This window comes from Streptomyces sp. NPDC000134 (assembly GCF_042899225.1).
Classification (GTDB): Bacteria; Actinomycetota; Actinomycetes; order Streptomycetales; family Streptomycetaceae; genus Streptomyces.
On the sequence record NZ_JBIAZN010000003.1, the window covers coordinates 156,974 to 181,364 of the forward strand.

The 24,391-nt window shown below is 74.7% G+C and carries 23 protein-coding genes; 5 read left to right on the plus strand and 18 right to left on the minus strand.

The features are described from left to right. Window positions 1-2 precede the first annotated feature (2 nt). From ACFY32_RS05430 to tsaB, 8 genes are all read right to left on the minus strand, one after another. The gene (locus ACFY32_RS05430) at window positions 3-3,323 is read right to left on the minus strand and encodes an SAV_2336 N-terminal domain-related protein (protein ID WP_390673485.1); all 3,321 of its coding nucleotides are present in this window, start codon (window positions 3,321-3,323) and stop codon (window positions 3-5) included. A 2-nt stretch (window positions 3,324-3,325) separates the two neighbouring features. Beyond that, on the minus strand, window positions 3,326-4,276 hold the full coding sequence (locus tag ACFY32_RS05435; protein WP_359189146.1) for a MoxR family ATPase: 951 nt from the start codon (window positions 4,274-4,276) through the stop codon (window positions 3,326-3,328). Next, entirely contained in the window at window positions 4,273-6,420 is a 2,148-nt protein-coding gene (locus tag ACFY32_RS05440; protein WP_359189149.1) for a trypsin-like peptidase domain-containing protein, read from the minus strand. Before ACFY32_RS05440 ends, ACFY32_RS05435 begins: the two co-directional genes overlap by 4 nt. A 3-nt stretch (window positions 6,421-6,423) precedes the next feature. Then, a complete protein-coding gene (locus ACFY32_RS05445; protein WP_359189152.1) occupies window positions 6,424-6,807 on the minus strand; it encodes a CU044_2847 family protein in 384 nt (127 codons plus the stop codon). Window positions 6,808-6,889: 82 nt separating this feature from the next. Next, entirely contained in the window at window positions 6,890-7,144 is a 255-nt protein-coding gene (locus tag ACFY32_RS05450) for a hypothetical protein (RefSeq protein ID WP_359189155.1), read from the minus strand. Beyond that, window positions 7,141-8,226 (minus strand): tRNA (adenosine(37)-N6)-threonylcarbamoyltransferase complex transferase subunit TsaD, encoded by a 1,086-nt coding sequence (gene tsaD / locus ACFY32_RS05455; RefSeq protein WP_359189158.1) that lies wholly within the window; start codon window positions 8,224-8,226, stop codon window positions 7,141-7,143. The genes ACFY32_RS05450 and tsaD overlap by 4 nt, the downstream gene beginning before the upstream one ends. Further along, window positions 8,219-8,698: a ribosomal protein S18-alanine N-acetyltransferase gene (gene rimI / locus ACFY32_RS05460; RefSeq protein WP_359189827.1), complete on the minus strand. Its 480-nt coding sequence runs from the start codon at window positions 8,696-8,698 to the stop codon at window positions 8,219-8,221. The genes tsaD and rimI overlap by 8 nt, the downstream gene beginning before the upstream one ends. Window positions 8,699-8,727: 29 nt before the next feature. Continuing rightward, a complete protein-coding gene (gene tsaB / locus ACFY32_RS05465) occupies window positions 8,728-9,381 on the minus strand; it encodes a tRNA (adenosine(37)-N6)-threonylcarbamoyltransferase complex dimerization subunit type 1 TsaB (protein WP_359189160.1) in 654 nt (217 codons plus the stop codon). A 110-nt stretch (window positions 9,382-9,491) separates the two neighbouring features. Between tsaB and ACFY32_RS05470 the strand changes: the two genes are divergently transcribed. Both ACFY32_RS05470 and ACFY32_RS05475 read left to right on the plus strand, forming a co-directional pair. Continuing rightward, on the plus strand, window positions 9,492-10,055 hold the full coding sequence (locus ACFY32_RS05470) for a hypothetical protein (RefSeq protein ID WP_359189163.1): 564 nt from the start codon (window positions 9,492-9,494) through the stop codon (window positions 10,053-10,055). A gap of 128 nt (window positions 10,056-10,183) precedes the next feature. After that, window positions 10,184-10,351, plus strand: a complete 168-nt coding sequence (locus tag ACFY32_RS05475; protein ID WP_359189166.1) for a hypothetical protein — start codon at window positions 10,184-10,186, stop codon at window positions 10,349-10,351. Window positions 10,352-10,354: 3 nt separating this feature from the next. Here the strand turns inward: ACFY32_RS05475 and tsaE are convergent, their stop codons facing one another. The 4 genes from tsaE to ACFY32_RS05495 form a co-directional block, all read right to left on the minus strand. Continuing rightward, window positions 10,355-10,879, minus strand: a complete 525-nt coding sequence (tsaE, locus tag ACFY32_RS05480) for a tRNA (adenosine(37)-N6)-threonylcarbamoyltransferase complex ATPase subunit type 1 TsaE (protein WP_359189169.1) — start codon at window positions 10,877-10,879, stop codon at window positions 10,355-10,357. Then, window positions 10,845-12,110 (minus strand): alpha/beta fold hydrolase, encoded by a 1,266-nt coding sequence (locus ACFY32_RS05485; protein ID WP_390673486.1) that lies wholly within the window; start codon window positions 12,108-12,110, stop codon window positions 10,845-10,847. Before ACFY32_RS05485 ends, tsaE begins: the two co-directional genes overlap by 35 nt. An 89-nt stretch (window positions 12,111-12,199) precedes the next feature. Next, entirely contained in the window at window positions 12,200-13,363 is a 1,164-nt protein-coding gene (alr, locus tag ACFY32_RS05490) for an alanine racemase (RefSeq protein WP_359189175.1), read from the minus strand. A gap of 390 nt (window positions 13,364-13,753) precedes the next feature. Further along, entirely contained in the window at window positions 13,754-15,211 is a 1,458-nt protein-coding gene (locus tag ACFY32_RS05495) for an NAD(P)H-hydrate dehydratase (RefSeq protein ID WP_359189178.1), read from the minus strand. Window positions 15,212-15,317: 106 nt separating this feature from the next. On the opposite strand from ACFY32_RS05495, the gene ACFY32_RS05500 reads away from it, so the two are divergent. Then, complete coding sequence (locus tag ACFY32_RS05500; RefSeq protein ID WP_390673487.1) at window positions 15,318-15,929, plus strand: helix-turn-helix domain-containing protein; 612 nt, start codon at window positions 15,318-15,320, stop codon at window positions 15,927-15,929. A 10-nt stretch (window positions 15,930-15,939) separates the two neighbouring features. Here ACFY32_RS05500 and ACFY32_RS05505 read toward each other — a convergent pair whose 3' ends face one another. Together ACFY32_RS05505 and glmS are read right to left on the minus strand one after the other, a co-directional pair. Further along, on the minus strand, window positions 15,940-16,311 hold the full coding sequence (locus ACFY32_RS05505; RefSeq protein WP_359189183.1) for a holo-ACP synthase: 372 nt from the start codon (window positions 16,309-16,311) through the stop codon (window positions 15,940-15,942). A 68-nt stretch (window positions 16,312-16,379) separates the two neighbouring features. Further along, window positions 16,380-18,227 (minus strand): glutamine--fructose-6-phosphate transaminase (isomerizing), encoded by a 1,848-nt coding sequence (gene glmS / locus ACFY32_RS05510; RefSeq protein ID WP_359189185.1) that lies wholly within the window; start codon window positions 18,225-18,227, stop codon window positions 16,380-16,382. 161 nt (window positions 18,228-18,388) lie between these two features. Between glmS and coaA the strand changes: the two genes are divergently transcribed. Together coaA and ACFY32_RS05520 are read left to right on the plus strand one after the other, a co-directional pair. Beyond that, a complete protein-coding gene (gene coaA / locus ACFY32_RS05515) occupies window positions 18,389-19,378 on the plus strand; it encodes a type I pantothenate kinase (protein ID WP_359189187.1) in 990 nt (329 codons plus the stop codon). Window positions 19,379-19,398: 20 nt separating this feature from the next. After that, on the plus strand, window positions 19,399-20,331 hold the full coding sequence (locus ACFY32_RS05520; RefSeq protein ID WP_390673488.1) for a DUF389 domain-containing protein: 933 nt from the start codon (window positions 19,399-19,401) through the stop codon (window positions 20,329-20,331). A gap of 85 nt (window positions 20,332-20,416) precedes the next feature. Here the strand turns inward: ACFY32_RS05520 and glmM are convergent, their stop codons facing one another. The 4 genes from glmM to ACFY32_RS05540 all read right to left on the minus strand — a co-directional run bounded on the left by glmM (window position 20,417) and on the right by ACFY32_RS05540 (window position 24,385). Beyond that, complete coding sequence (glmM, locus tag ACFY32_RS05525; protein WP_359189193.1) at window positions 20,417-21,775, minus strand: phosphoglucosamine mutase; 1,359 nt, start codon at window positions 21,773-21,775, stop codon at window positions 20,417-20,419. 169 nt (window positions 21,776-21,944) lie between these two features. After that, window positions 21,945-22,457 carry a 30S ribosomal protein S9 gene (gene rpsI, locus ACFY32_RS05530; protein ID WP_019526966.1) on the minus strand — a complete coding sequence of 171 codons (513 nt, stop codon included), beginning with the start codon at window positions 22,455-22,457 and terminating at the stop codon, window positions 21,945-21,947. Window positions 22,458-22,499: 42 nt separating this feature from the next. After that, window positions 22,500-22,943: a 50S ribosomal protein L13 gene (gene rplM / locus ACFY32_RS05535; protein WP_190206074.1), complete on the minus strand. Its 444-nt coding sequence runs from the start codon at window positions 22,941-22,943 to the stop codon at window positions 22,500-22,502. A 224-nt stretch (window positions 22,944-23,167) separates the two neighbouring features. Further along, entirely contained in the window at window positions 23,168-24,385 is a 1,218-nt protein-coding gene (locus ACFY32_RS05540) for a glycosyltransferase 87 family protein (protein WP_390673489.1), read from the minus strand. Window positions 24,386-24,391: the final 6 nt, after the last annotated feature.

The window sequence follows — 24,391 nt, forward strand, 5'->3', positions numbered from 1 at the left end:
GCTCACTCCCCGGCCGTGACCAGCTCCGCCAGTTTCAGGAACGCCTCGGTCGTGGCCGGGCGGAGCCGGTGCAGTTGCCAGCCCGGGGTCTGCAGGGCCGTGTCGAAGGGCACCCGCACCACCTGCTCCGGCTCGATCCGCAGCCTCCGGGCGAACGACCCGGGCAGCCCCCGGTGCGAGGGCCCGTCCAGGTCCGTGGCCACCACCAGCGCCCGCGCGGCCAGCTCGGCGCGGCCCGAGCCCCGCAGGACGGCCAGCACCCGGATGGCCGCGTCCAGGAACCACTCCGCCGTACCGCAGCACAGGATCAGCCGGTCGGTGTGGTCCAGGACCGCGTCCGCCGACCCGTCCAGCCGCATCGGGGACCAGTCGGTGAGCACGAACGGGTAGTAGGGCGCCGTCTGCGCCAGGACGTGCGCGTACTCCTGCTGGTGCGCCGAGTTGGAGCTGAAGTGCCCGCCCCGGTGGGCGACCACCTCCAGACCCGACGGCAGCCTGGTGGTGCGCGCCCGGATCTCCTCGTACGCCGGGGCGGGCGGCAGGGCCGCGAGATCCCGGACGACGGCCGGGTTGCGGTCGGTGAGGAAGGCGTCCAGCGCGCCCTCGGAGGCGGAGCCGTCGAGGGCGAGGACGGGTTCCCCGCGCACCGCCGCGAGCAGCGAACCGAGCACCATGGTGGTGGTCGCGCGCCCGCTGTAGTGGTAGGCGCCGACCAGCGTCAGCCGCCTGCTGTACGGCAGCGGCACCCGCAGGGCGCGCAGCCTGGCCTCGGCCGTCCGGCGGGCGGCGCCGAAGCGCGGCAGCCTGGGCGCGAACCGGGGGGTGCTCCCGCCCGGCGGCGGGCCGAGCGGCACCCGCGCGCCCCCGTCCCGGGCGGCCCGCGCCCCGGCGTCGGCGAGCTGGAGGCGGGTGCGGGCCACGTACCGGGCGAGCACCTCGGCGACCTCGCTGGCGGCGGGCCGGACCGCCGGGTCGGAGTCGATGCAGCGCAGCACGAGCCGCCTGAGCTGCTCCCAGGTGTCGCCCTGCCACAGGTGCATGCCCTCGGGCAGGCCGGGCAGCTCCCAGCCGGCCTTGCTGCTGAGGACCTGGAGCAGTTCGCCGAGGGCGCGCACGTTGTCCTCGCGGGTGGGGGCCGCGCCCGAGCCGAGGTACTCGCCGTCGACGGCGCAGTCCGACAGGTCCCCGAGCACGACCGTGCGGCGCAGCACGTACACGCTGTCGGCGTCGATACCGGCCGGCACCAGCCCGTTGACATGGCACAGGGCGACGGCGTTGGCGAGGTAGCAGGAGACCAGCAGGCTCTGGAGGATGTCGAAGGGGGCGGTGCCGTCGGTCAGGGCGCGGGTGAAGATCTCCGCGAGCCTCGGCGGCTGGGTGCCGGGCTCCCCCGCGTCGGCGATCGGCGTCATGGCGAGCCAGGGCGGGGCGTCCTGGAGCCCGGTGGCGAGCAGCCGGGGCGCGTACTGGCCGTCGAGGCGGGCCAGTGCCTCGGCCTCCACGGCGATCAGCCCGGCGTTGACGGCGGGCAGGTCGGGGCGGGGCAGCCGCAGCACGGCCTCCCGGCCGCGGCGGTCGACGCCCCGGTAGACCACCGTGCGCCGGCCGCGCCGCCGGCCGCGCAGCGTGTAGGCGCCGATCCGGCGCGGGTCGTCGTCGGTGAGCGGCTCCCAGTCGTCGGTGCCGGCCCCGGGCACCGCCCGCCCCGGCCCCGGGGAGGTGCGGGCGCCGCCGAGGGAGACGCCGAACCGGGCGAGCAGCCGCCGCTCCACGCTGGTGAACGGCTGCTGCGCGCCGGGCAGCGGGTCGGAGCCGTCGGGGTGCACCAGCCAGGCGGGGAAGTCGGGCGAGTTCCCGGCGAGTTCCTCCAGCTTGCGGCCGATCCGGCGGCCGGTGCCGAGCAGTTCGGCCCGGGGCACGGCGTCGAGCAGGACGGCCTTGGACTCGGCGGAGAAGTCGAAGATCCGGTGCTTGGCCGGCAGCGGGCCCGGCACGGGCGCCGGGTGCGGCCGGACCAGGCCGCCGAGGAACACCTCGGCCAGATGGGAGGTGGTGGCCGGCCAGGGCACCGCCGTCTGCACCAGCCGCATCACCGGCACCGACAGCGGGGCGACGGCCGCGAGGTGGGCGGCGAGCCGGTACGCCTCCGGGGTGGCCGCGTCCCGGAAGTGCTGGGCGCTGCTGAGGTCCCGGGCGCGGGCGACGGTGGTGTGCCGGTCGGGGCGGGCCAGCAGCGGGAGTTCGACGGTGGTGCCGGGCGAGGCGAGCAGCCGGGCCCAGACACCGAGCGCGTCGGCGGTGGGTTCCAGGACGGGGACGGGGATGTCCTCGAAGCGGCTCAGCTCCGGCGGCAGCAGCGGGTCGACGACCTTCCAGGAGGTGTTGGCGCCGCCGATCCGCCGGGTGGTGGCCTGCCAGCGTTCGGCGGCGATGCCGGACGCCTCCCACATGTCCGCCGGCAGGGTGTGCAGGACGGCGACCGGGCCGCGGGCCGCGCGTGAGGCGAGCAGCCGGTGCATCGCGCCGGACCGCCAGGCCGGGCCCATGCCGTCGCTGACCACCAGCAGCAGGGTGCGCCCGGAGGGGTCGTTGACGGTGCTCAGCGGGAGTTCGGTGCTGCCGGGGCGGAACGGCCGGGCGTGCAGCCTGGGCCGGTGCGGGGCGCGGGTGTCCAGGCCGAGGACGCGGGTGACGGCGAAGGCGCCGAGCCGCTCCAGGAGGGTGCGCAGTTCGGTGCCGAGGCGGTGCCAGAGCAGCATCGACAGGCCGTCGTCGACGAGCAGGGTGAGGTTGAGCCAGCGCTCCCGCACCGGGCGTTCCACCACGTCGGGCAGGTGGGTCTCGGCGAGGGCGGCGGCCGTGCGGTCCTCGTCGATCTCGGTGCGGTGCCGGCTGTCGTGGCGGCGGCGCAGCGGCCTCAGCGACCGGCCGAGGGCGAGTTCGTCGCCGAGGGCCTTCTCCTCGGGGACCCGGACCGGCAGCGCCCGCCTCGGTTCCGGGGCGGGCCGGGCGGGGCGGCCGGGCAGGGACGGGCCGGGCCGGGCGGCGGCGTGCAGGGCGGGGCTGGTCAGCTCGGGCAGCTCCGGGTCGGCGGAGGCGGGCGCGGGCGGCTCCCGGCCGGCCCGGTCGTCGGGGCCGTTGTCCTCGGGCGGCGCGGGCGCCGGTTCGGGGGCGGGGGCCGGACGGCGCAGGGGGGCGTCGGTGCCCCCGGGCAGCTTCCGGGCCAGCCAGAGCACGTCCAGGACCTGGTCGGCGTCCAGTTCCACCCGGCAGGCGCCGAGCAGCCTGAGCACCTCGGCGAGCCGCTCCCCACCGGCCGGCATGGTCACATCGCCCCGGTGAGCTGGTGCAGAACGGCGTCCAGCAGCCCCTCCGCGTCCAGGTCGACGCCGCCGGCCCGCAGGAAGACGGCGTTGAGCAGTTGGTCGGTGGCCAGTTCGCCGAGCGCCCGGCGGCGCAGGAACGCCTCGATCAGGTCGTCGGCCTCCCGCATCGCCTCCTCGCCCAGGTGCGCGGCGACGATGGTGCGCAGCCGTTCCTCGTCGGGCAGCGGCAGGTCCAGTCGCAGGCAGCGGCGCAGGAACGCGGGCGGGAAGTCCCGTTCGCCGTTGCTGGTGATGACGACCACCGGGAACTCGGCGCACTGGACCAGTCCCTGGTGGACCCGGACGGTGCCCCGGTGGTCGTACGTCTGCACCTCGACGTCGGCCATCTCCTCCGGCAGCCGGGTCAGCTCGGGGATGTCGAAGAAGCCCTCCTCGAACACGGTGAGCAGGTCGTTGGGGAGGTCGACGTCGCCCTTGTCCATCTCGTCGATCAGCAGACAGCGGGGGTTCGCGGAGGGCACCAGGGCGGTGCCCAGCGGGCCCAGCCGGATGAACGTGCCGATGGACGGCTCGCCCTCGCCCCGGTCCCGGCTCAGGGTGGTCTCGCGCAGCCGGCCGATCGCGTCGTACTGGTAGAGGGCGTCCTTCACGGTGGAGCGGCTGTTGACGGGCCAGCGCAGCAGCTCGCCGAGGCGCAGTTCGTGGGCGACGGCCCGTGCCAGCGAGGACTTGCCGGTGCCGGCCGGGCCGGTCACCAGCAGCGGGCGGCGCAGGTGCAGCGCGGCGTTGACGACGTCGGCGTGCTGCGCGGCGATGACGTACGGCAGTTCGGGGCGCATCGTCCGCGCGGGGGTGAAGCGGCGCCACGGCGGGGCCGAGGGCAGGGTGACGGACCGGGGCAGGCCGTCGCCGCGGAACAGCCGCCAGTCGGCGTCGGCTGCGGATGTCATGCGCTCTCCTGGGGCTCGGTCAGGTGCAGTCGGGGCACGGTGCGGTCGGCGTCGGCCCAGGCGAGGACCGGGCGGCCGGGGAAATCGGGCGGGCTGGCCTTGGCGCCCGCGCGGTAGTCCCGTACACCGTCGGGCAGCTCCCGGGTGGCGACCTGGGCCGTGTACCGGGCGGTGTGCGAGCCGCCGGTCCGGCCGCGGTCCCACACCACTACCGGTATGCCCAGCGCGAGGCAGGTCTGCACGATGCCGTCCCGCGGGCCGGGCGGCACGTCCACACAGACGCGTACGGTGTCGAGTTGGTTGACCAGCCGGGAGTAGAGGGTGTCGCGGTCCATCGACTCGGAGACCGTGAGGGTCCTGCCCTCGTCCAGCTTGTTCCAGCGGCTGCGCCAGTGGGCCATGAACCGGCCGTGCCGGCGCAGCAGTTCGGGGCAGTGAACGACCAGCGGGAACTCCACGCCGAGCACGCCGGGCACCACCGCCTCGGGGTCGCGGGCCGCCCACTCGTCGACGGGCAGGTTGAGCCCGGCCCGGTCGACCAGCACCTCGACCAGCGGCGGCCGTTCGTCCTCGGCGGGCGGGCAGAGCGAGTCCAGCACGCGCAGCACCTCGCGGGCCACCTCGGAGGCGGTGTACGAGCGGACGCTGTCGGTGGAGACCTGCCGGGGGCCGGCGCCCTCGTCGCACCAGATCCGCAGCTTGTGCCGGCCCCGCCCGGCCCGGCCGACCTGCACCAGGACGCGCACCCGGGCGGTGCGGGCGCGCAGCGAGCGCCCCCACTCCTGGGCGTCGGCGCGGCGCTCCCCGAGCGCGGCGCGGGCGATGCCGAGCCGGGCGGCGACCCCGTCCGCCCAGAGCCGCAGCTCGGCGCGCCGGGCGCCGGGGCAGAGCGCGCCGATGTACTCCATCACCCGCAGCAGCGCGGGGACCCGGGGCTCGCCGTCGGCCGAGCGGCCGTCGCCGGGCAGTGCCTCCAACTGGTCGAGGAGGGACTCCACGGTGTCCCAGCCGGGCAGCGCCGCCAGATGCGGCAGGGCGGCCCGGACCGCCTCGGGGAACCGGGCCAGCACCTTCGGCTCCAGCCCGCGCAGATGGCCGCGCAGGGCGGTGTACTCCAGCGGGGACAGCAGCCGGGGCGTACGGGAGAGGCCGCCCGCGGCGAGGACCCGGTCGGCGTCCTCCGGGGCGTCGCGGCGCAGGTTCCCGGCGAGCGCGGCCAGTGCCCGGGGGTGGGTGAGGAGGAAGGCGGCGAACTCCTCGGGGGTCGGCGGGGTGACCGCGCTGCCGGGCGCGACCCCGCAGGCGCGGGCCAGCCTCTGGGCGCCGGCCACCCGGCCGCTCGGCGAGGGGAAGACGTCCTCGATGGCCTCGGCCAGCAGCAGGAAGGCGTGGTCGTCGGGGTCGGGCAGCGCGGGTGCCAGGGCGTCCAGCGCGCCCAGCGGACGCAGTTCGGCCTCGATGCGCTGCCAGGGCACGGCCCAGCTCCGCCGCACCAGTTGCTGCGGGCTGTAGGGCAGCGGGGCGCCGGTGGCGGGGTCGCGGGGCGGCATGAAGTGGGCGACGACCAGCCCGACCACGGCCTTCTCCGCCCGGCACCACAGCGGGCCGCCGCTGTAGCCGGCGCCCACGGCCATGCCGGTGGCGCTGCCGTCCAGGTAGGCGCGGGCGCCGGTGAGCTGCCGCACGGTGAGGCCGGCGTGGGTGGCGGGGGCGCCGCTGCCGTGCCATGCCTCCACCTCCTGGCCGATGCTCATGTCGACCAGCCGGGGGGCGGCGGGCAGGCCGGCCGGGGAGCCGTCGACCCGCAGGACGGCGAGGTCGCCGAGCCACTCGTCGGCGGCGTCCGGCACCGGCCCGCCGCCCGGCGCGCGGGGAGCGATCCAGTGGGCGACGCGGGCGGGGTGGCCGCGGGCGGCGGTCCCGTCCCCGTGGAGTTCGACGGTGACCTCGTCCAGCCCGGGGGCGCGGGGTTCGAGCATGGCCCGGCCCAGCGCCGCGTTGACGACGTGTGCGCAGGTCAGGACGGTGCCGGGGCCGAGCAGGAAGCCCGCGCCGACGGCCTTGCCGTCCTCGGTCCGGCGTACGGTGACGACGTGCCGGGAGGGATCGCCGGTACCGCCCCCCGCGGTTCCGAACCATCCCACGCGTCACTCCCCGCCGGGCCGGCGCACCGGGGTCCAGCTCGCGGTGACGGTGAGGTGGGCCTGGCCGGTGCCGCCGACGATGCCGAGCCTGAGGTCCTGGCCGACCTGGACGCCGAAGGTCACGCTGAGTTCGGTGGGCGGGTCGGGGACGGCCGTGGCGGCGTCGTGGACCTGCTGGATCAGCGGGCCCAGCGGGCTGAGCGCGCCGCGCAGCGCCCCGGCCGCGAGCCGGGCGACGGACCGGGACCCGTCGGCGACGGGGACGGCCCGCCCCATCCCGTCCGGCCGGTCGTCGTCGGGAACGGCGGGCGCCGGGCCGGGCGGCGGCGTGAGCAGGAACCGGACCGGCGTGCCGTCGTCGAGTGCGAGGTCAGGTGGAGTGGACACGTCCGACATTGTCCTCGGCGGGAGGCGTCCGGGCGACGATAGCGCCGAACTCGGTTACCGGATCGGTGTATTGCGCGACCGCTCAGCCGTCCACCGCTTCGAACCGCCACCGGTGCACCGCCCGGGTGACCAACCCCTCCTCGGGTTCGGGCAGTTCGGGCAGTTCGGTGTCGTACTCCGCGTCCCACCAGGTGATGACCAGGACCCGGTCCTGCGGGGCGCGGAGGGTCTCGCGGCGCAGGGGTTCGGCGGGCAGCGCCTGGGCGCGGGCCCAGGCCAGCAGGTCCGCGCCCCGGCCGGGAACGGCGCGGGCCTCCCACATCAGGGCGACGGTCACGAGTACAGGTTCTCCTTGCCGGTCTCGTGCACATGGTCGTGGCCGGGGACGTGCGGGTCGGTCACCGGCAGGGAGGAGTCCGCGGACAGCTCCCAGTCGGAGACGGGCCGGCCGCGGGCGACCATCTCGGCGCCGAGGGCGGCGACCATCGCCCCGTTGTCCGTGCACAGCTTGGGCCGCGGCACCCGCAGCCTGATGCCGGCCGCCTCGCAGCGCTCCTGGGCGAGGACCCGCAGCCGCGAGTTGGCGGCGACGCCGCCGCCGATCATCAGATGGTCGACGCCCTGGTCCTTGCAGGCCCGGACCGCCTTGCGGGTCAGCACGTCCACGACGGCTTCCTGGAAGGAGGCGGCCACGTCCCGCACCGGCACCTCCTCGCCCGCCGCCCGCCTGGCCTCGATCCAGCGGGCCACGGCCGTCTTCAGCCCGGAGAAGGAGAAGTCGTACGCGGGGTCGCGGGGCCCGGTCAGGCCGCGCGGGAACGCGATCGCCGCCGGGTCGCCCTCGCGGGCGTACCGGTCGATGACCGGGCCGCCCGGGAAGCCGAGGTCCAGCACCCGGGCGATCTTGTCGAACGCCTCGCCGGCCGCGTCGTCGATGGTCGCGCCCATCGGCCGGACGTCGGAGGTGATGTCGGAGGAGAGCAGCAGCGAGGAGTGGCCGCCGGAGACCAGCAGCGCCATCGTCGGCTCGGGCAGCGGCCCGTGCTCCAGTTGGTCGACGCAGATGTGCGAGGCGAGGTGGTTCACGCCGTACAGCGGTTTGCCGAGCGCGTAGGCGTACGCCTTCGCCGCGGAGACGCCGACCAGCAGCGCGCCGGCCAGGCCGGGGCCGGCGGTGACGGCGATGCCGTCGAGGTCGCGGGCGCTCACCCCGGCCTCCTTCAGGGCGCGCTCGATGGTGGGGACCATCGCCTCCAGGTGGGCGCGGCTCGCCACCTCGGGGACGACGCCGCCGAAGCGGGCGTGCTCGTCGACGCTGGAGGCGACGGCGTCGGCCAGCAGCGTGGTGCCGCGCACGACGCCGACACCGGTCTCGTCGCAGGAGGTCTCGATCCCCAGGACCAGGGGTTCGTCAGCCATTGTTCTCGGTTCCTTGTACGGAGGTCGAAGGGTCGGTGAGGCGCATCACCAGGGCGTCCACGTTGCCCGGCTGGTAGTAGCCGCGCCGGACGCCGACGGGCCGGAAGCCGAAGCGCTCGTAGAGCTTCTGTGCGCGGACGTTGTCCACGCGGCACTCCAGCAGCACCTCGGCGCACTCGAAGGCGGTGGCCGCGCGGAGCAGTTCGGTCAGCAGCCTGGAGCCGAGGCCGGTGCCCCACTGGTCGCGGGCGACGGCGATGGTCTGGACGTCGGCCTGCTCGCTGGAGGAGGCGACCAGCCCGGCGTATCCGGCGATCCGGCCGCCGGGCGCCTCGGCGACCACGTACCGGCGGGTCGCCCCCGGTCCCCGGGCGTGGGCCAGCTCGGACCAGAACATGCCCCGGGACCAGGCGTCCTCCGGGAACAGCTCGCGTTCCAGGGTCAGCACCGGGTCGATGTCCCACCAGCGCATCTCGCGCAGCACGGCAGTCGCGGACCCGGTCACCTGGGGGTGACCACCTTGTAGTTCTTGGGGACCTGCGCGTCGGGCCGGCGCAGGTACAGCGGCCGGGGCGCGAGGAGTTCCTCGCCGGCCGCGAGCTTCTCGGCCGCCAGCGAGGCCAGGGCGGCGGCGGACACGTGCTCGGGCTGGTGCGCCCGGGGGAAGGTGTCCGGGTAGAGCAGCGCGCCCGCGCCGACCGCGGGCAGCCCCGCCACCTGGCCGGCGAGGTCGGCGGGGCGGTCGACGGCCGGGTCGGTCAGGCGGGTGCGGGAGTCGGCGTAGCGGGCCCAGTAGACCTCCTTGCGGCGGGCGTCGGTCGCCACCACGAAGGGGCCGTCCAGGTCGGCGGCGTAGGCCAGGCCGTCCAGCGTGCACACACCGTGCACGGGCACGCCGAGCGCCAGTCCGAAGGTGTCCGCGGTCATCAGGCCGACGCGCAGCCCGGTGTACGGGCCCGGCCCGACGCCCACGACGATGCCGGTGACGGCGTCGAGCCGGCGGCCGGACCGGGCGAGCACCCGGTCGACGGCGGGCAGCAGCAGCTCACCGTGACGGCGCGCGTCGACCTGGCTCGACGAGGCGATGACGTCCGTGCCGTCGTGCAGGGCGACGGTCACGGCGGGAGTGGCGGTATCCAGAGCGAGCAAGAGCACACGAACAGCCTACGGCGGCCCGGGGACCCGTGTCGGCCGCCCCGGTCCGACGGTCACCGACTGCTACCGTCGCCGCACAAGCAGCACGTACGACGCCGAGGTGGTCGCCAGTGGCAAGCAGCAGCTCCGCAGTCGTCACCGGGCTCACCGCGGCGGCCCTGGCCACCGTCGGGGTCCTCGCCTACCAGGCGTCGGCACACGTCCCGGCCGGCCTGGACCGCTCCCGCCCGAGCGTGCGCCCCGCCCCGGGCCCCGGCGCCACGAAGGCCCCCCGCGACGAACGGCACCCGCACGCCCTGCCCGCCGGGTCCGGTACGGGTGAACGCGTCGTGTACTCGGTGGACGACGACCGGGTCTGGCTGGTCGGCGCGGGCGACCGGGTCCGGCGCACGTTCGCGGTCACGCCCGGCGCGGTGGACCCCCGGCCGGGCGTCTACGCGGTCACCTCCCGCTCCAACCGGGTCACCGGCTCCGACGGCATCCCCGTGGAGCACGTGGTGCGGTTCACCAGCGTCGACGGCGTGGTGGTCGGCTTCAGCGCGGCGGTGGACGGCTCCACGGCCAGGCCCTCGGCGGGCGGGGCGCGCACCGGCGGCATCCGGGAGGGCCGGGAGGACGGCGACGCGATGTGGGACTTCGCGACCATCGGCCAGAAGGTGGTCGTGGTCCGCTGACGGCGGACCGGATTCCGACAAGACGTCGGGAAAACATTGCGCTCCGCTTCCCCGGCGTGGTCACATGGTATCCAGTCCGTGGTTAGGTATGCCTAACCCCGTCCGCCCCCGACCTTCAGGAGGCGACCATGTCGGCTTCACAGAACCAGGCCCGGCCCCCGCTGCCCGTCCCGTCCGGAGTGCCGATGCGCGACCTGCTCGCCTCGTGCGCGGCGGCGAGCGCCGTCTCGACCCCGCCGCGCGCCCCCGAGCCGGAGCCCCGCCACCGCGCCGGGGACCACCGCGAGGCGGCCTGAGCGCTACCCGGCGAGCGCGCTCAGGCCGGCCGTCGCCCAGCGGGCGCCGATGCCGGTCACGGTGACGTGCCGGACCTCGTCGTCGGTGTCGCCGACGGCCCGGTGGATCGCCAGGTGGAGCCGGTCCTCGGTGAGTTCCTCGACCTTGCCCTCGCCCCACTCCACGACGATCACGGACTCGGGCAGGGAGACGTCCAGGTCGAGGTCCTCCATCTCGTCCAGCCCGCCGGACAGCCGGTAGGCGTCGACGTGGACGAGCGGCGGGCCGTCGCCGAGCGAGGGGTGCACCCGGGCGATCACGAACGTCGGCGAGGTGACCGCGCCGCGCACGCCGAGGCCCTCGCCGAGCCCCCGGGTGAGCGTCGTCTTGCCCGCGCCCAGCTCGCCGCTCAGCATCACCAGGTCACCGGCCCGCAGCAGCCCGGCCAGCCTGCGGCCCAGCTCCCGCATCTGCTCGGGGGAGGTGACGGTGATCTCGACGGCGGGGGCGGACTCAGCGGGGTCGTGCGCTGCTGCTGGTGCTTCCATAGCCGTCCACGGTAGTACCTGCCGGGACCGCCCCGGCGCGCACCAGCAGGTCGGCGAGCCGGTCGGTGACCAGCTCCGGGTGCTCCAGCATCACCAGGTGCCCGGCGTCCGGGACGAGGACCAGCTCGGCGTCGGGCAGCAGACCGGCGATGGCCTCGCTGTGCTCACTGGGCGTCACCAGATCCCCCACCCCGGCCAGCACCAGCACCGGCAGCCCCGCGAAGCGGGCGAGCGCCGCGGTCTTGTCGTGGTCGTCGAAGGCCGGGTAGAACTCGGCGACCACGTCGATCGGCGTGGCCTCGATCATCCGCTCGGCGAACCGGGCGACGGCCGGGTCGACGTCCCGGGCGGCGAACGAGTACCGCTTGATGACCCCGGCGAACAGGTCCGCGGTCGCCCGGCGCCCCCGCTCCACCAGCTCCGCCCGCTGCCCCAGCGCCTTCAGCACCCCGGGCAGCACCCGCCGCACCGCGTTGACACCGGCCACCGGCAGCCCGAAGTTGACCTCCCCGAGCCGGCCCGACGACGTCCCCACCAGCGCCACCCCGACGACCCGCTCGCGGACCAGCTCGGGGCACTGGTCGGCCAGCGCCATCACGGTCATCCCGCCCATGCTGTGCCCCACCAGCACGACCGGCCCCTCGGGCACCGCCGCGTCGAGGACCGCCTTCAGGTCCCGGCCCAGGTCGTCGATGGTGACCGGGGCGCCGTCCCCCGCCTGCGACACGCCCCGCCCGGAGCGGCCGTGGCTGCGCTGGTCCCAGTACACGGTCCGTACGACACCGCGCAGCGCCGCGCGCTGGAAGTGCCAGGAGTCCTGGCTGAGGCAGTAGCCGTGGCAGAAGACGACGGTCGCGGGGGCGGGTTCCTTGCGGCCGAACAGCCGGCGGCGGCGGGGCGCGGAGCCGCCCTCCGGTTCGATGTCGTCGACCTCGTAGTACAGCTCGGTGCCGTCGTCGGCGTACGCCTGGCCGGGCGTCCCGCGCAGCGCGCCGTACGGTTCGGCCGAGTCCAGGGCGAGGCGGGCCTTGCGGCGTATGCCGCGGCCGACCGTCAGCCGTTCTATCGCCACTCCGGCCGCGGCTCCCGCCGCGACCACGCCTATCGCGGCCCCCGCGAGGCCGGTCGCCCGGCGCCAGCCTCCGACGGCGGCCCCGGCCGCGGCCTGCGTGGCGGAGGCGACGGCCGCCGCGGCGACGTCCGCGACGGCGTCCGCGCTGCTCTCGCTCACGTACCGCTCCTCTTCGCCGGCCTGGCCGTGTGATGTCGGCCCTGTGATGTCTGGTTCACCCGAAAGCGTGCGTCATGCACACGCGGGGGTCACTCGTTCACATAGACGCGGGGAACGCGCCCGCCGATGCGGGTGACGATCTCGTACGCGATGGTGCCGGCCGCCTGCGCCCAGTCCTCGGCGGTGGGCTCGCCCCGGTCGCCCGGCCCGAACAGCACCGCCTCGTCGCCGGCCGCGGGCAGGTCGCCGCCCAGGTCGACCACGAACTGGTCCATCGCGATCCGCCCCGCGACCGTACGCCACTTGCCGTCCACCAGGACGGGGGCGGTGGAGGAGGCGTGCCGGGGGATGCCGTCGCCGTAGCCGAGGGGGACCAGGCCGAGGGTGGTCTCGCCGGGGGTGGTGTAGTGGTGCCCGTAACTCACCCCGTGGCCGCCCGGCACCCGCTTGACCAGCGCGAGCGAGGCGGCCAGCGTCATCGCCGGGCGCAGCCCGAAGTCGGCGGGGGTGCCGACCTCGGGGCTGGGCGAGATGCCGTACAGGGCGATGCCGGGGCGGACGAGGTCGTAGTGCGCCTCGGGCAGCGTGAGCGTGGCGGGCGAGTTGGCGATGTGCCGCACCTCGGGCCGGACGCCCTCGCCCTCCGCGTACCCGGTCATCTCCCGGAAGAGGTCGAGCTGGGCCCGTACGGAGGGGTGGCCGGGCTCGTCGGCGCGGGCGAAGTGGGACCAGAGGCCGGTGATCCGGACCAGCCCCTCGGCCTCGGCGCGCAGCGCGGCACCGACCAGTTCCTCCCAGTCGGGTCCGGGCTGGCAGCCGTTGCGCCCGAGCCCGGTGTCGGCCTTGAGCTGGACGCGGGCGGGGCGACCGGCGCGGCGCGCGGCGGCGGTGACCTCCGTCAGCGCCCACATCGCGCTGACGGACACGTCGAGATCGGCCTCGATCGCCTGCTGCCAGGGGCCGCCGGGCGTCCATAGCCAGCACATGATCCGCAGGTCGTCCGGCAGCCCGCCCCCGGCCCGCAGTGCCAGCGCCTCCTCCGGGGTGGCGGTGCCCAGCCAGGTCGCGCCGGCCTCGACGGCGGCACGGGCGCACGGGAGCGCGCCGTGGCCGTACCCGTCGGCCTTCACCACCGCCATGAGCGCGGCGCCGCCGATCCGCCCGCGCAGCGCCCGCACATTGCTCCGCAACGCGCCCAGATCAACCTCGGCCCAGCCCCGCACCGACGCACCCCGCTCCACACTCTCACTCATCAGACCCCCAGTCTCTCAGAGCCCGCCCCCCACCCCCCGATCCCGGCAACCACCTGCCCACACCCACCCCCAACCGCCCAAGCTGCACCCAACCGCACCACCACGGCACCACAAACAAGCCCAACGGCAACCCCCAACCGCCCTAGCTGCGGGCAACTGCACCACCACGGCACCACAGACAAGCCCAGCGGCAACCCCCAACCGCCCTAGCTGCGGGCAGTCGTGCCGCTGGGGCGGCACGGGTGGGCGCAGCGGCACCCCGCCACGCCGGGCAGCGCACCCACCCGCCCGCACCGACGCCGGGCCGCACACTCACGCACGCGCACCGCACCCGACCCCACCCTCACCCACCCGCACCGCACCCGACCCCACCCTCACCACACCCCGCCCTCACCCACCCACCCCCTCACCGACCACATCCCGCCAGACCCTCCCCACCGCCCCCGCCACATCCTCCGCGGACACCGGCGCCCCCTCCGCCGCCACCCGCCCCGCCAGCCCATGCAGATACGCCCCCGCACTCCCCGCGTCCACCACCGACAACCCCGCCGCCAGCAGCGACCCCGCCAGCCCGGACAGCACATCTCCGCTCCCCGCCGTGGCCAGCCACGGCGTCCCCGTCGCATTGACCCGCACCGTCCGCCGCCGCCCCCCACCCGGCCCGGCCACCACCGTCGTCGACCCCTTCAGCAGCACCGCGGCCCCGTACCGCTCCGCCAGCTCCCGCGCCGAGGCCAGCCGCGCCCTCTCGACCTCCTCCCGCGTCACCCCGAGCAACGCCGCCGCCTCCCCCGCGTGCGGAGTCATCAGCGTCGGCGCCGTCCGCGCCCGCACCGCGTCCGCCCCCGCCAACCGCAGCCCGTCCGCGTCGATCAGCACCGGCACCTCCGCCGCCACGACCTCCGCCACCGTCCCCGCGTCGTCCCCGATCCCCGGCCCCACGACCCACGCCTGGACCCGCCCGGCCCGCTCCGGCCCCCGGTCGGACACGAGCGTCTCGGGGAACCGGGCGATCACCGCGTCCCCGGCCGGACCGACGTACCGCACCGCCCCGGCCCCGCCCCGCAGCGCCCCCGACACGGCGAGGACGGCGGCGCCCGGGTAGCGGGCCGACCCCGCCGCGATGCCCACCACGCCCCGCCGGTACTTGTCGCTCTCGGCCCCCGGCGCCGGCAGCAGCCTCGCCACGTCGGCGTGCTGGAGCGCCTCCGCCTCGGCCCGCTCGTCCGGCAGCGACAGCCCGATGTCGACCAGCCGCACCGACCCCGCGTACTCCCGGGCCGGATCGATCAGCAGCCCCGGCTTGTGCGCCCCGAAGGTCACCGTCAGATCCGCCCGCACCGCCGCCCCCCGCACCTCGCCGGTGTCGGCGTCCACCCCGCTCGGCAGGTCGACCGCGACGACGGCCGCCCGGGACCGCCGGGCCGCCTCGGCCAGCGGTACCGCCTCCGGCCGCAGCCCGCCCCTGCCGCCGATCCCGACGATCCCATCGACGACCAGGCCGGCCCGTTCGATCAGCCGCTCCCCCGCCCCGGCCTGCGCGACCCGCCCCCCGGCCCGGCGCAGCGCCGCGAGCCCCCCGGCGTGCGCCCGCTCGGGCGCGAGCAGCACCGCGTGCACGCCCGCGCCCCGCCGGGCGAGCCGCGCCCCGGCGTACAGCGCGTCACCGCCGTTGTCGCCGCTGCCGACCAGCAGCACGACCCGGCTGCCGTACACCCGCCCGAGCAGTTCGGCGCAGGCGGCGGCGAGCCCCGCCGCCGCCCGCTGCATCAACGCCCCGTCGGGGAGCCGCGCCATCAGCTCCCGCTCCGCCGCCCTGACCGTCTCCACGCTGTACGCAGTCCGCATAGGCCGAGTCTCCCGTACCTCACCGATCCCGTCGCATCCATGGACGCCTTGTCCGCTGCCCCGCCCCGGCTTGACAACGCCCCCGGCCGCGGCGGCGAATACCCCCATGCCCGACGAAGCCTCCCCGGCGGACCCACCGGCCCCGGACGACGTACTGACCGCCCTCGGCCCCCGCCTGCGCGCCCTGCGCCGGGCCCGGGGCACCACGCTCCGCCGGCTCAGCGCCGCCACCGGCATCTCGGTGAGCACCCTGTCCCGGCTGGAGTCGGGCCGCCGCGAACCGACGCTGCGGCACCTGCTGCCGCTGGCCCGCCACTTCCGCGTCCCCCTGGACGAACTGGTCGGCTCCCGCACCGGCGACCCCCGGGTGCACCCGCGCCCGTTCGTCCGGCACGGCCAGACCTGGATACCGCTCACCCCGCACCTCGGCGGCCTGCACGCCTACAAACAGATCCTCCCCGCCCCGGCGACCGAGCGCCCGGCCCGCCCGGAACAGGGCTCGCACGAGGGCCACGAGTGGCTGTACGTCCTCTCCGGCCGCCTCCTCCTCGCCCTCGGCGACCACGACCTGGTCCTCACGGCCGGCGAGTCCGCCGAGTTCGACACCCGCGTCCCCCACGGCGTCGCCAACGCGGGCGACCACCCGGTGGAGTGGATCGCCTTGTACGGCGCCCAGGGCGAACGCGTGCACGAAAGGGTCCGCCCGAAGGAGAACTGACGCCCCGGCGTCATCCCTCCGCGATCACCACCGCCGAGGCCACCCCGGCGTCATGGCTCAGCGACACATGCCACGTCGCGACCCCCAGCTCCGCCGCCCGCGCCGCCACCGTCCCCGTGACCCGCAGCCGGGGCCGCCCGCTGTCCTCGACGTACACCTCGGCGTCGGTCCAGAGCAGCCCGCCCGGCGCGCCGAGCGCCTTGGCCAGCGCCTCCTTCGCCGCGAACCGCGCGGCCAGCGAGGCGACCCCGCGCCGCTCCCCACTGGGCAGACACAACTCACTGTCCAGGAACAGCCGCCGCGCCATCTCCGGCGTACGCGCCAGCGCCGCCCCGAACCGCTCGATCTCGGCCACGTCGATCCCGACCCCGATGATGCTCATGCGCAGACCCTACGAGGCACCCTCCTGCGACTCCCCGGGAAAGAGACCCTCGGCCCGCTCGAACCCGCTCACTCCACCGTCACCGACTTCGCCAGGTTGCGCGGCTGGTCCACCTCGTTGCCGCGGGCCGTCGCCAGTTCGCAGGCGAAGACCTGGAGCGGGACCGTCGCGACCAGCGGCTGGAGCAGGGTGGGGGTCGCGGGCACGCGGATCAGGTGGTCGGCGTACGGTTCGACCGCGGCGTCGCCCTCCTCCGCGATGACGATCGTGCGGGCGCCCCGGGCCCGGATCTCCTGGATGTTGGAGACGATCTTGTCGTGCAGCAGGGACCGCCCGCGCGGGGAGGGGACGACCACGACGACCGGCAGGTCCTCCTCGATCAGCGCGATGGGCCCGTGCTTCAGCTCGCCGGCCGCGAAGCCCTCGGCGTGCATGTAGGCGAGTTCCTTGAGCTTGAGGGCGCCTTCCAGGGCGACCGGGTAGCCGACGTGCCGGCCCAGGAAGAGGACCGTGTCCTTGCCGGCCAGGGACCGCGCCAGTTCCCGTACCGGCTCCATGGTGGCCAGGACCTGGTCGACCGCGCCGGAGATCCGGGCCAGGTCGCGGATGACCGCGCGGATCTCGTCGCCCCACTGGGTGCCGCGGACCTGTCCGAGGTAGAGGGCGACGAGGTAGCAGGCGACCAACTGGGTCAGGAACGCCTTGGTCGAGGCGACGGCGACCTCCGGACCGGCGTGCGTGTAGAGCACGGCGTCGGACTCGCGGGGGATGGTGGAGCCGTTGGTGTTGCAGATGGCGAGCACCTTGGAGCCCTGCTCGCGGGCGTGCCGCAGCGCCATCAGGGTGTCCATGGTCTCGCCGGACTGCGAGACGGCGATCACCAGCGAGTGCGGGTCCAGGATGGGGTCGCGGTAGCGGAACTCGCTGGCCAGCTCCACCTCGCAGGGAATCCGCGTCCAGTGCTCGATGGCGTACTTGGCGATCAGCCCGGCGTGGAAGGCCGTACCGCAGGCGACGATGACGACCTTGTCGATCTCGCGCAGTTCCGCGGCCGGGATGCGCACCTCGTCCAGCGTCAGCGAGCCCGCCGCGTCGATCCGGCCGAGCAGGGTGTCGGCGACCGCCTTCGGCTGCTCGGCGATCTCCTTGAGCATGAAGGAGGCGTAACCGTCCTTCTCGGCGGCGGAGGCGTCCCAGTCGACGTGGTAGGCGCGCACGTCGGCGGCCCGGCCGTCGAAGCCGGTCACCGTCACCCCGTCCCGGCGCAGCTCGACCACCTGGTCCTGGCCGAGTTCGACGGCGTCCCGGGTGTGCGCGATGAACGCCGCCACGTCGGAGGCGAGGAACGCCTCGCCCTCGCCGATCCCGACCACCAGCGGCGAGTTGCGCCGGGCGCCCACGACCACGTCCGGCTCGTCCGCGTGCACCGCGACCAGCGTGAACGCCCCCTCCAGGCGCCGGCAGACCAGCCGCATCGCCTCGGCCAGGTCGGCGCAGGAGGAGAACTCCTCGGCGAGCAGATGGGCGACGACCTCGGTGTCCGTCTCGGAGGCGAGGTCGTGGCCGCGCCCGGCCAGCTCCGCCCTGAGCGCGGCGAAGTTCTCGATGATCCCGTTGTGCACGACGGCGACCCGGCCCGCGTTGTCCAGGTGCGGGTGGGCGTTGGCGTCGGTGGGGCCGCCGTGCGTGGCCCAGCGGGTGTGGCCGATGCCGGTGGTGCCGGTCGGCAGCGGACGCTCGGACAGCTCCTTCTCCAGGTTGACGAGCTTGCCGGCCCGCTTGGCGGGGGCCAGCCCGCCGTCCGCGAGCACGGCGACGCCCGCCGAGTCGTATCCCCGGTACTCCAGCCGCTTCAGTCCGGCCATCACGACATCAAGCGCCGACTGCGACCCCACGTATCCCACGATTCCGCACATGACCGGCAGCCTACGGTCAGCTTCGATCACGAACCCGTCATCTCGTGCCCGAAATCGGAAATTCCCACCGGGGTACGAACGCCCCGCCCGCACCCTCCGCCCGCGCCCCGGCGTGACGCACCCCACCTGCCGCCCCGTTCGAACTCCGTTAACAATGGACTGTGATCTCTCCGGTCCCCTCGATATCCCGGAGCGCCCACCGGCATCGGCCGGAGGCGACTCCCTACGTCGACCTCACCCGTGCCGAGTGGAGCGCGCTGCGCGACAAGACGCCGCTGCCGCTGACCGCCGAGGAGGTCGAGAAGCTGCGCGGTCTCGGTGACGTCATCGACCTCGACGAGGTGCGGGACATCTACCTCCCGCTCTCCCGGCTGCTCAATCTCTACGTCGGCGCCACCGACGGCCTGCGGGGCGCGCTGAACACCTTCCTCGGCGAGCAGGGCTCCCAGTCCGGCACCCCCTTCGTCATCGGCGTGGCCGGCTCGGTCGCGGTCGGCAAGTCCACCGTCGCCCGCCTCCTCCAGGCGCTGCTGTCCCGCTGGCCCGAGCACCCGCGCGTGGAGTTGGTCACCACGGACGGTTTCCTGCTGCCGACCAGGGAGCTGGAGGCCCGCGGCATGATGTCGCGGAAAGGTTTTCCCGAGTCGTACGACCGCCGCGCCCTGACCCGGTTCGTCGCCGACATCAAGGCCGGGAAGGCCGAGGTCACCGCGCCGGTCTACTCCCACCTGATCTACGACATCGTGCCGGGCGGGAAGCTGACCGTCCGCCGCCCCGACATCCTGATCGTCGAGGGCCTGAACGTCCTCCAGCCCGCCCTGCCCGGCAAGGACGGCCGCACCCGGGTGGGCCTCGCCGACTACTTCGACTTCAGCGTGTACGTCGACGCCCGCACCGAGGACATCGAGCGCTGGTACCTCGACCGTTTCAAGAAGCTGCGCGCGACCGCCTTCCAGAACCCCTCCTCGTACTTCCGCAAGTACACCCAGGTCTCGGAGGAGGAGGCGCTGGAGTACGCCCGTACCACCTGGCGGACCATCAACAAGCCCAACCTGGTGGAGAACGTCGCCCCGACCCGCGGCCGGGCCGCCCTGATCCTGCGCAAGGGCCCCGACCACAAGGTGCAGCGGTTGCGGCTGCGCAAGCTGTGACACACGGTTGAATGGGCGGCATGCTGCATCTGCGTCTGATCACCCCGGCCGAGAAGACCGAGGCCGTGGTGGGCCTGATCGACCGGACGGTCGGCACCGCCCATCTGGTCGTCCTGCCGGACGCCGCCCGCCGGCCGGCCGGCGATGTCGTGATGTGCGACGTGGCGCGCGAGGCCGCCGACGAACTGATCGACGCGCTGCGCGCGTTGGACCTCGACACCCGGGGCGCGATCACCGCCGAGAACATCGACCTGTCGCTGTCCCGGGACGCCGACCGGGCCGAGAAGGAGGCGCCGGGCGAGGGCGCCGACGCGGTGCTGTGGGAGCAGTTGGCGGAGGCCACCCACGAGGAGTCGACGCTGTCGGTCACCTACGTCGCGTTCATCACGCTCGCCACGATGATCGCGGCCTGCGGTGTGGTGCTGGACAACGCGATCCTGATCGTCGGCGCGATGGCGGTGGGCCCGGAGTTCGGGCCGCTGGCCGGCATCTGCACGGCCATCGTGCAGCGCAGCCCCAGGCTGGCGCTGCGCTCGATGACCGCGCTGCTGGTGGGCTTCGCCGTGGCCATGACGGTCACCGCCGGGTTCAGCCTCTTCATGGACGCCGTCGGCCTGTTCAGCAAGGGGCAACTGGAGGCCGACCGGCCCAACACCGGTTTCGTCTACGCGCCGGACTGGTTCTCGTTCGTCGTGGCGGTCCTCGCGGGCGCCGCGGGCACCCTGTCCCTGACCTCCGCCAAGTCGGGCGCCCTGGTCGGCGTCGCGATCTCCGTGACCACGGTCCCGGCCGCCGCGAACGCGGCCGTCGCCCTCGTCTACGGCGACACCCACCAGGGCTGGCGCTCAGGAGAACAGCTCCTGCTGAACCTCCTGGGCATCGTCCTGGCGGGCACGCTGACGCTGCTCCTGCAGAAGGCGCTGTGGTCGACGAAGAAACGCAGGACGAGTTAGACGCGCTCCGAAGGGGCGCGGGGAACTGCGCGACCAGCCACGGCAGAGCCGCACCCGGCAACGCGCAGTCCCGCTCTTCGAGAGGTCACCCGAGCGCGGACTTCACCACATCGGCCAACCGTCCCGCCACGGACCGGGCCTGCTCGATGTCCGCCGCCTCCACCATCACCCGCACCAGCGGCTCCGTCCCGGAGGGACGCAGCAGCACCCGCCCGGTGGCCCCCAGCTCCCGCTCCGCCTCGCTCACCGCCGCCGCCAGCTCCGCGGACGTCGTCACCCGCCCCTTGTCCACGTCCGGCACATTGACCAGCACCTGCGGCAGCCGCGTCATCACGGAGGCCAGCTCCGCGAGCGTCCGCCCGGACTTGGCGACCCGCGCCGCCAGCAGCAGCCCGGTCAGCGTGCCGTCCCCGGTGGTGGCGTGGTCGAGCACGATGACGTGCCCGGACTGCTCGCCGCCGAGCGCGTACCCGCGTTCCTTCATCTCCTCCAGCACGTAGCGGTCGCCGACCGCGGTCTGGACGAGGTGGATGCCCTCGCGTTCCATGGCGAGCTTGAAGCCCAGGTTGGACATGACGGTCGCGACAACGGTGTCGGAGCGCAGTGCGGAACGCTCCCGCAGCGCCAGCGCGAGCACGGCCAGGATCTGGTCGCCGTCGACCTCCTCGCCGGTGTGGTCGACGGCCAGGCACCGGTCGGCGTCGCCGTCGTGGGCGATGCCGAGGTGGGCGCCGTGCTCGACGACGGCGGCCTTGAGCAGGTCCAGGTGGGTGGAGCCGCAGCCGTCGTTGATGTTGAGGCCGTCGGGCGCGGCGCCGATGGTGACGACCTCGGCGCCGGCCCGGGTGAACGCCTCGGGCGAGACCAGGGCGGCGGCGCCGTGCGCCTCGTCGAGGACGATCCGCAGCCCGTCGAGCCGGTTCGGCAGGGCGCCGAGGAGGTGGGCGATGTACTGCTCGGTGCCCTCCTCGTAGTCCCGTACCCGGCCCACGCCGGCGCCGGTCGGCCGGTCCCAGGGGGCGCCGGTGCGGTGCTCGGCGTAGACGGACTCGATGCGGTCCTCCAGCTCGTCGGCGAGCTTGTGGCCGCCGCGGGCGAAGAACTTGATGCCGTTGTCGGGCATGGCGTTGTGGCTGGCGGAGAGCATCACGCCGAGGTCGGCGCCGAGCGCGCCGGTGAGGTGGGCGACGGCGGGGGTCGGCAGCACGCCGACCCGCAGCACGTCCACTCCGGCGCTGGCCAGGCCCGCGACCACGGCGGCCTCCAGGAACTCCCCGGACGCACGCGGATCACGGCCGACCACGGCGGTCGGCCGGTGCCCCTCGAACGTGCCCGCCTCGGCCAGTACGTGCGCCGCGGCGACGGAGAGGCCGAGAGCCAGCTCGGCTGTCAGGTCCGCGTTGGCGACGCCGCGCACGCCGTCCGTGCCGAAGAGTCGTCCCACTTGTCCTCCTGAGGAAGCGTCAGATGCTGAGCCGCACTGACAATCCGATCACACAAGCCTTTGAGCGTCTTGTGCCGTTATACGCCCCCGGCTGGGGATAAACGAACGCCCCGGGGGCACGAAAGGCGTGCCGCCGGGGCGTTCGGAGTACGCGCAGCGCGTCGGAGATTTAGCGCTTGCTGTACTGCGGGGCCTTGCGGGCCTTCTTCAGACCGGCCTTCTTCCGCTCGACCGCACGGTCGTCGCGGCGCAGGAAGCCGGCCTTCTTCAGCGGGCCGCGGTTGTTGTCGACGTCGGCCTCGTTGAGGGCACGCGCGACACCGAGGCGGAGGGCACCGGCCTGGCCGGAGACGCCGCCACCGGCGATGCGGGCGATGACGTCGTAGCGGCCCTCCAGCTCGAGCACCTTGAAGGGCTCGTTGACTTCCTGCTGGTGCACCTTGTTCGGGAAGTAGTCCTCGAGGGTGCGGCCGTTGATCTTCCACTTGCCGGTGCCCGGGACGATCCGGACACGGGCGATGGCGTTCTTGCGGCGGCCCAGGCCGGCGGCCGGCTGGGGCTCGCCGAAGCGGGAGGCCATGGACTCCGAGGTGTACTCACCCTCGACGGGGACCTCGGACTCGGTGGTGTAGCTGTCGATGTCAAGCTCTTCGAGCGGCTGCTCGGCAGTGGTCTCGGCCACGATTCTCCTCAGATTCTCTTCAGTCTTAGGGGGTGGCCGGACTTACTGCGCGACCTGGGTGATCTCGTACGGCTGCGGCTGCTGCGCGCCGTGCGGGTGCTGGTCACCCTTGTAGACCTTCAGCTTCGAGAGCATCTGACGGCCCAGCGTGTTCTTGGGGAGCATGCCCTTGACGGCCTTCTCGATGGCCTTCTCGGGGTTCTTGTCCAGCAGCTCGTCGTAGCGGACCGAGCGCAGACCGCCCGGGTAGCCGGAGTGGCGGTAGGCCATCTTCTGGGTCCGCTTGTTGCCGGAGAGGTGCACCTTGTCGGCGTTGATGATGATGACGAAGTCACCGGTGTCGACGTGGGGCGCGTAGATCGGCTTGTGCTTGCCCCGCAGCAGGGAGGCCGCGGTGGAGGCGAGACGACCCAGGACGACGTCCTGAGCATCGATGACGTGCCACTGGCGCGTCACATCGCCGGGCTTGGGGCTGTACGTACGCACGGTTCGTAGCCTTCGCTTCGAGTGAATGGTCCTGACAAGGTCACCGAAACGATCACGACAGCCTTGACCGCACGGCGGCGACGCAAACCGCACACGTGGAGTCGCTGGTCATCGGCCCGGTGGACCGGTGTAAGGGCCCGTCCCGTGAGAATGAGCAAGCCAATACACAACGAACAAGCAGGATACCGGGGTGCCCCAGAAGGGTCAAAACGAGGGATCGCCCGTCACCCGGTGCCACTGCTGTCCACCTCCACTGTACGTGCCCGCCGCGGCGGAGTGACGCGACCGCCCTGCGGGGCCCGCCCGGCCGGGGGCCGTACGGCGTGCAGGGCGAGGGTGACGGCCAGGGCGCCGAGCGTGAAGGCGTCCTTGAAGGCGCGCTGCCGGGGGGCCTCCAGACCGGGCCAGGCGACCCCGGGCAGTTGCGGGAGCAGGGCGAGCCAGAACCAGGGCCGCCGGGCCACCGCCTCCCGGTACGGCAGTCCGGCGAGCAGCAGGGGCACCACGACCAGGAGGTAGTGGTCGTAGGAGGGGCGCGAGACCAGGAACGCGGAGAGCATCAGGCCGGCCCCGGTCTCGGCCAGGCGGAGCGGGCCGTGGCCGGCGCGGCGCCAGCGGCGGCGGGCGCAGAGCACCCCGGCGCCGGCCGCGAGCAGGGCGAGGCCCTGGGCGAGGGGGTGCGGGACGCCGAGGCGGGGCAGGACGGCCGGGAGGGACGCCTCCCAGGAGCGGACGAAGCCGTCGTCGCCGTGCAGCAGGAAGGGCAGGGTGCGGGTGAAGAAGCCGGCCGGGTCGGGCATCAGCAGCGCCGCCGCGCCGGACGCGAGGGCGGGCACCAGCAGGGCCGCGGCGAGCGCCCGCCACCGTCCGGCCAGGAGGAACAGCAGGGCGACCGGGGCGAGCAGCGGCTTGAGCGCCACGGCGGCGCCGATCACCGCGCCCGCCGCGGCCCAGCGGCCCCGGTCCGCCAGCAGCAGGCCGAGCGGCAGCGCGGCCGCCGCGGTCACCGTCCAGTTGCCCAGGTGGACCAGGTGCCCGAAGGGCGCGAATCCGGCCGCCAGCGCGGTCAGGCCGAGCACGCCGAGCAGGCTGGTGCCCGGCACCCGGTGCAGTCGCAGGGCGCAGGCCCACCCCCCGGCGAGCAGGGCGGTCACCGCGCAGGGCACCAGCGCGCGCAGCGCCGCACCGGGCAGCAGGGCCTGGGGGACGGCGGCGAGGACGGCGCTCGGGAAGTAGAGGAAGTGCGGGTCGTCGTACGGGTCGCCGCCGGCGAGCCAGGCGCGGGCGGCCCGGACCACGATCGCGTTGTCCATCCCGCCGTCGGGTCTGGCCCGTGCCGTGCTCGCCGCGAGGGCCGCCAGCACCGCCGCGAGGGCCGCCCACGCGGCCCCGCCCGCCGGTCGCACCAACCACCCGGAGATGTCGCTTTTGCCCGTCCGCATGGGAGG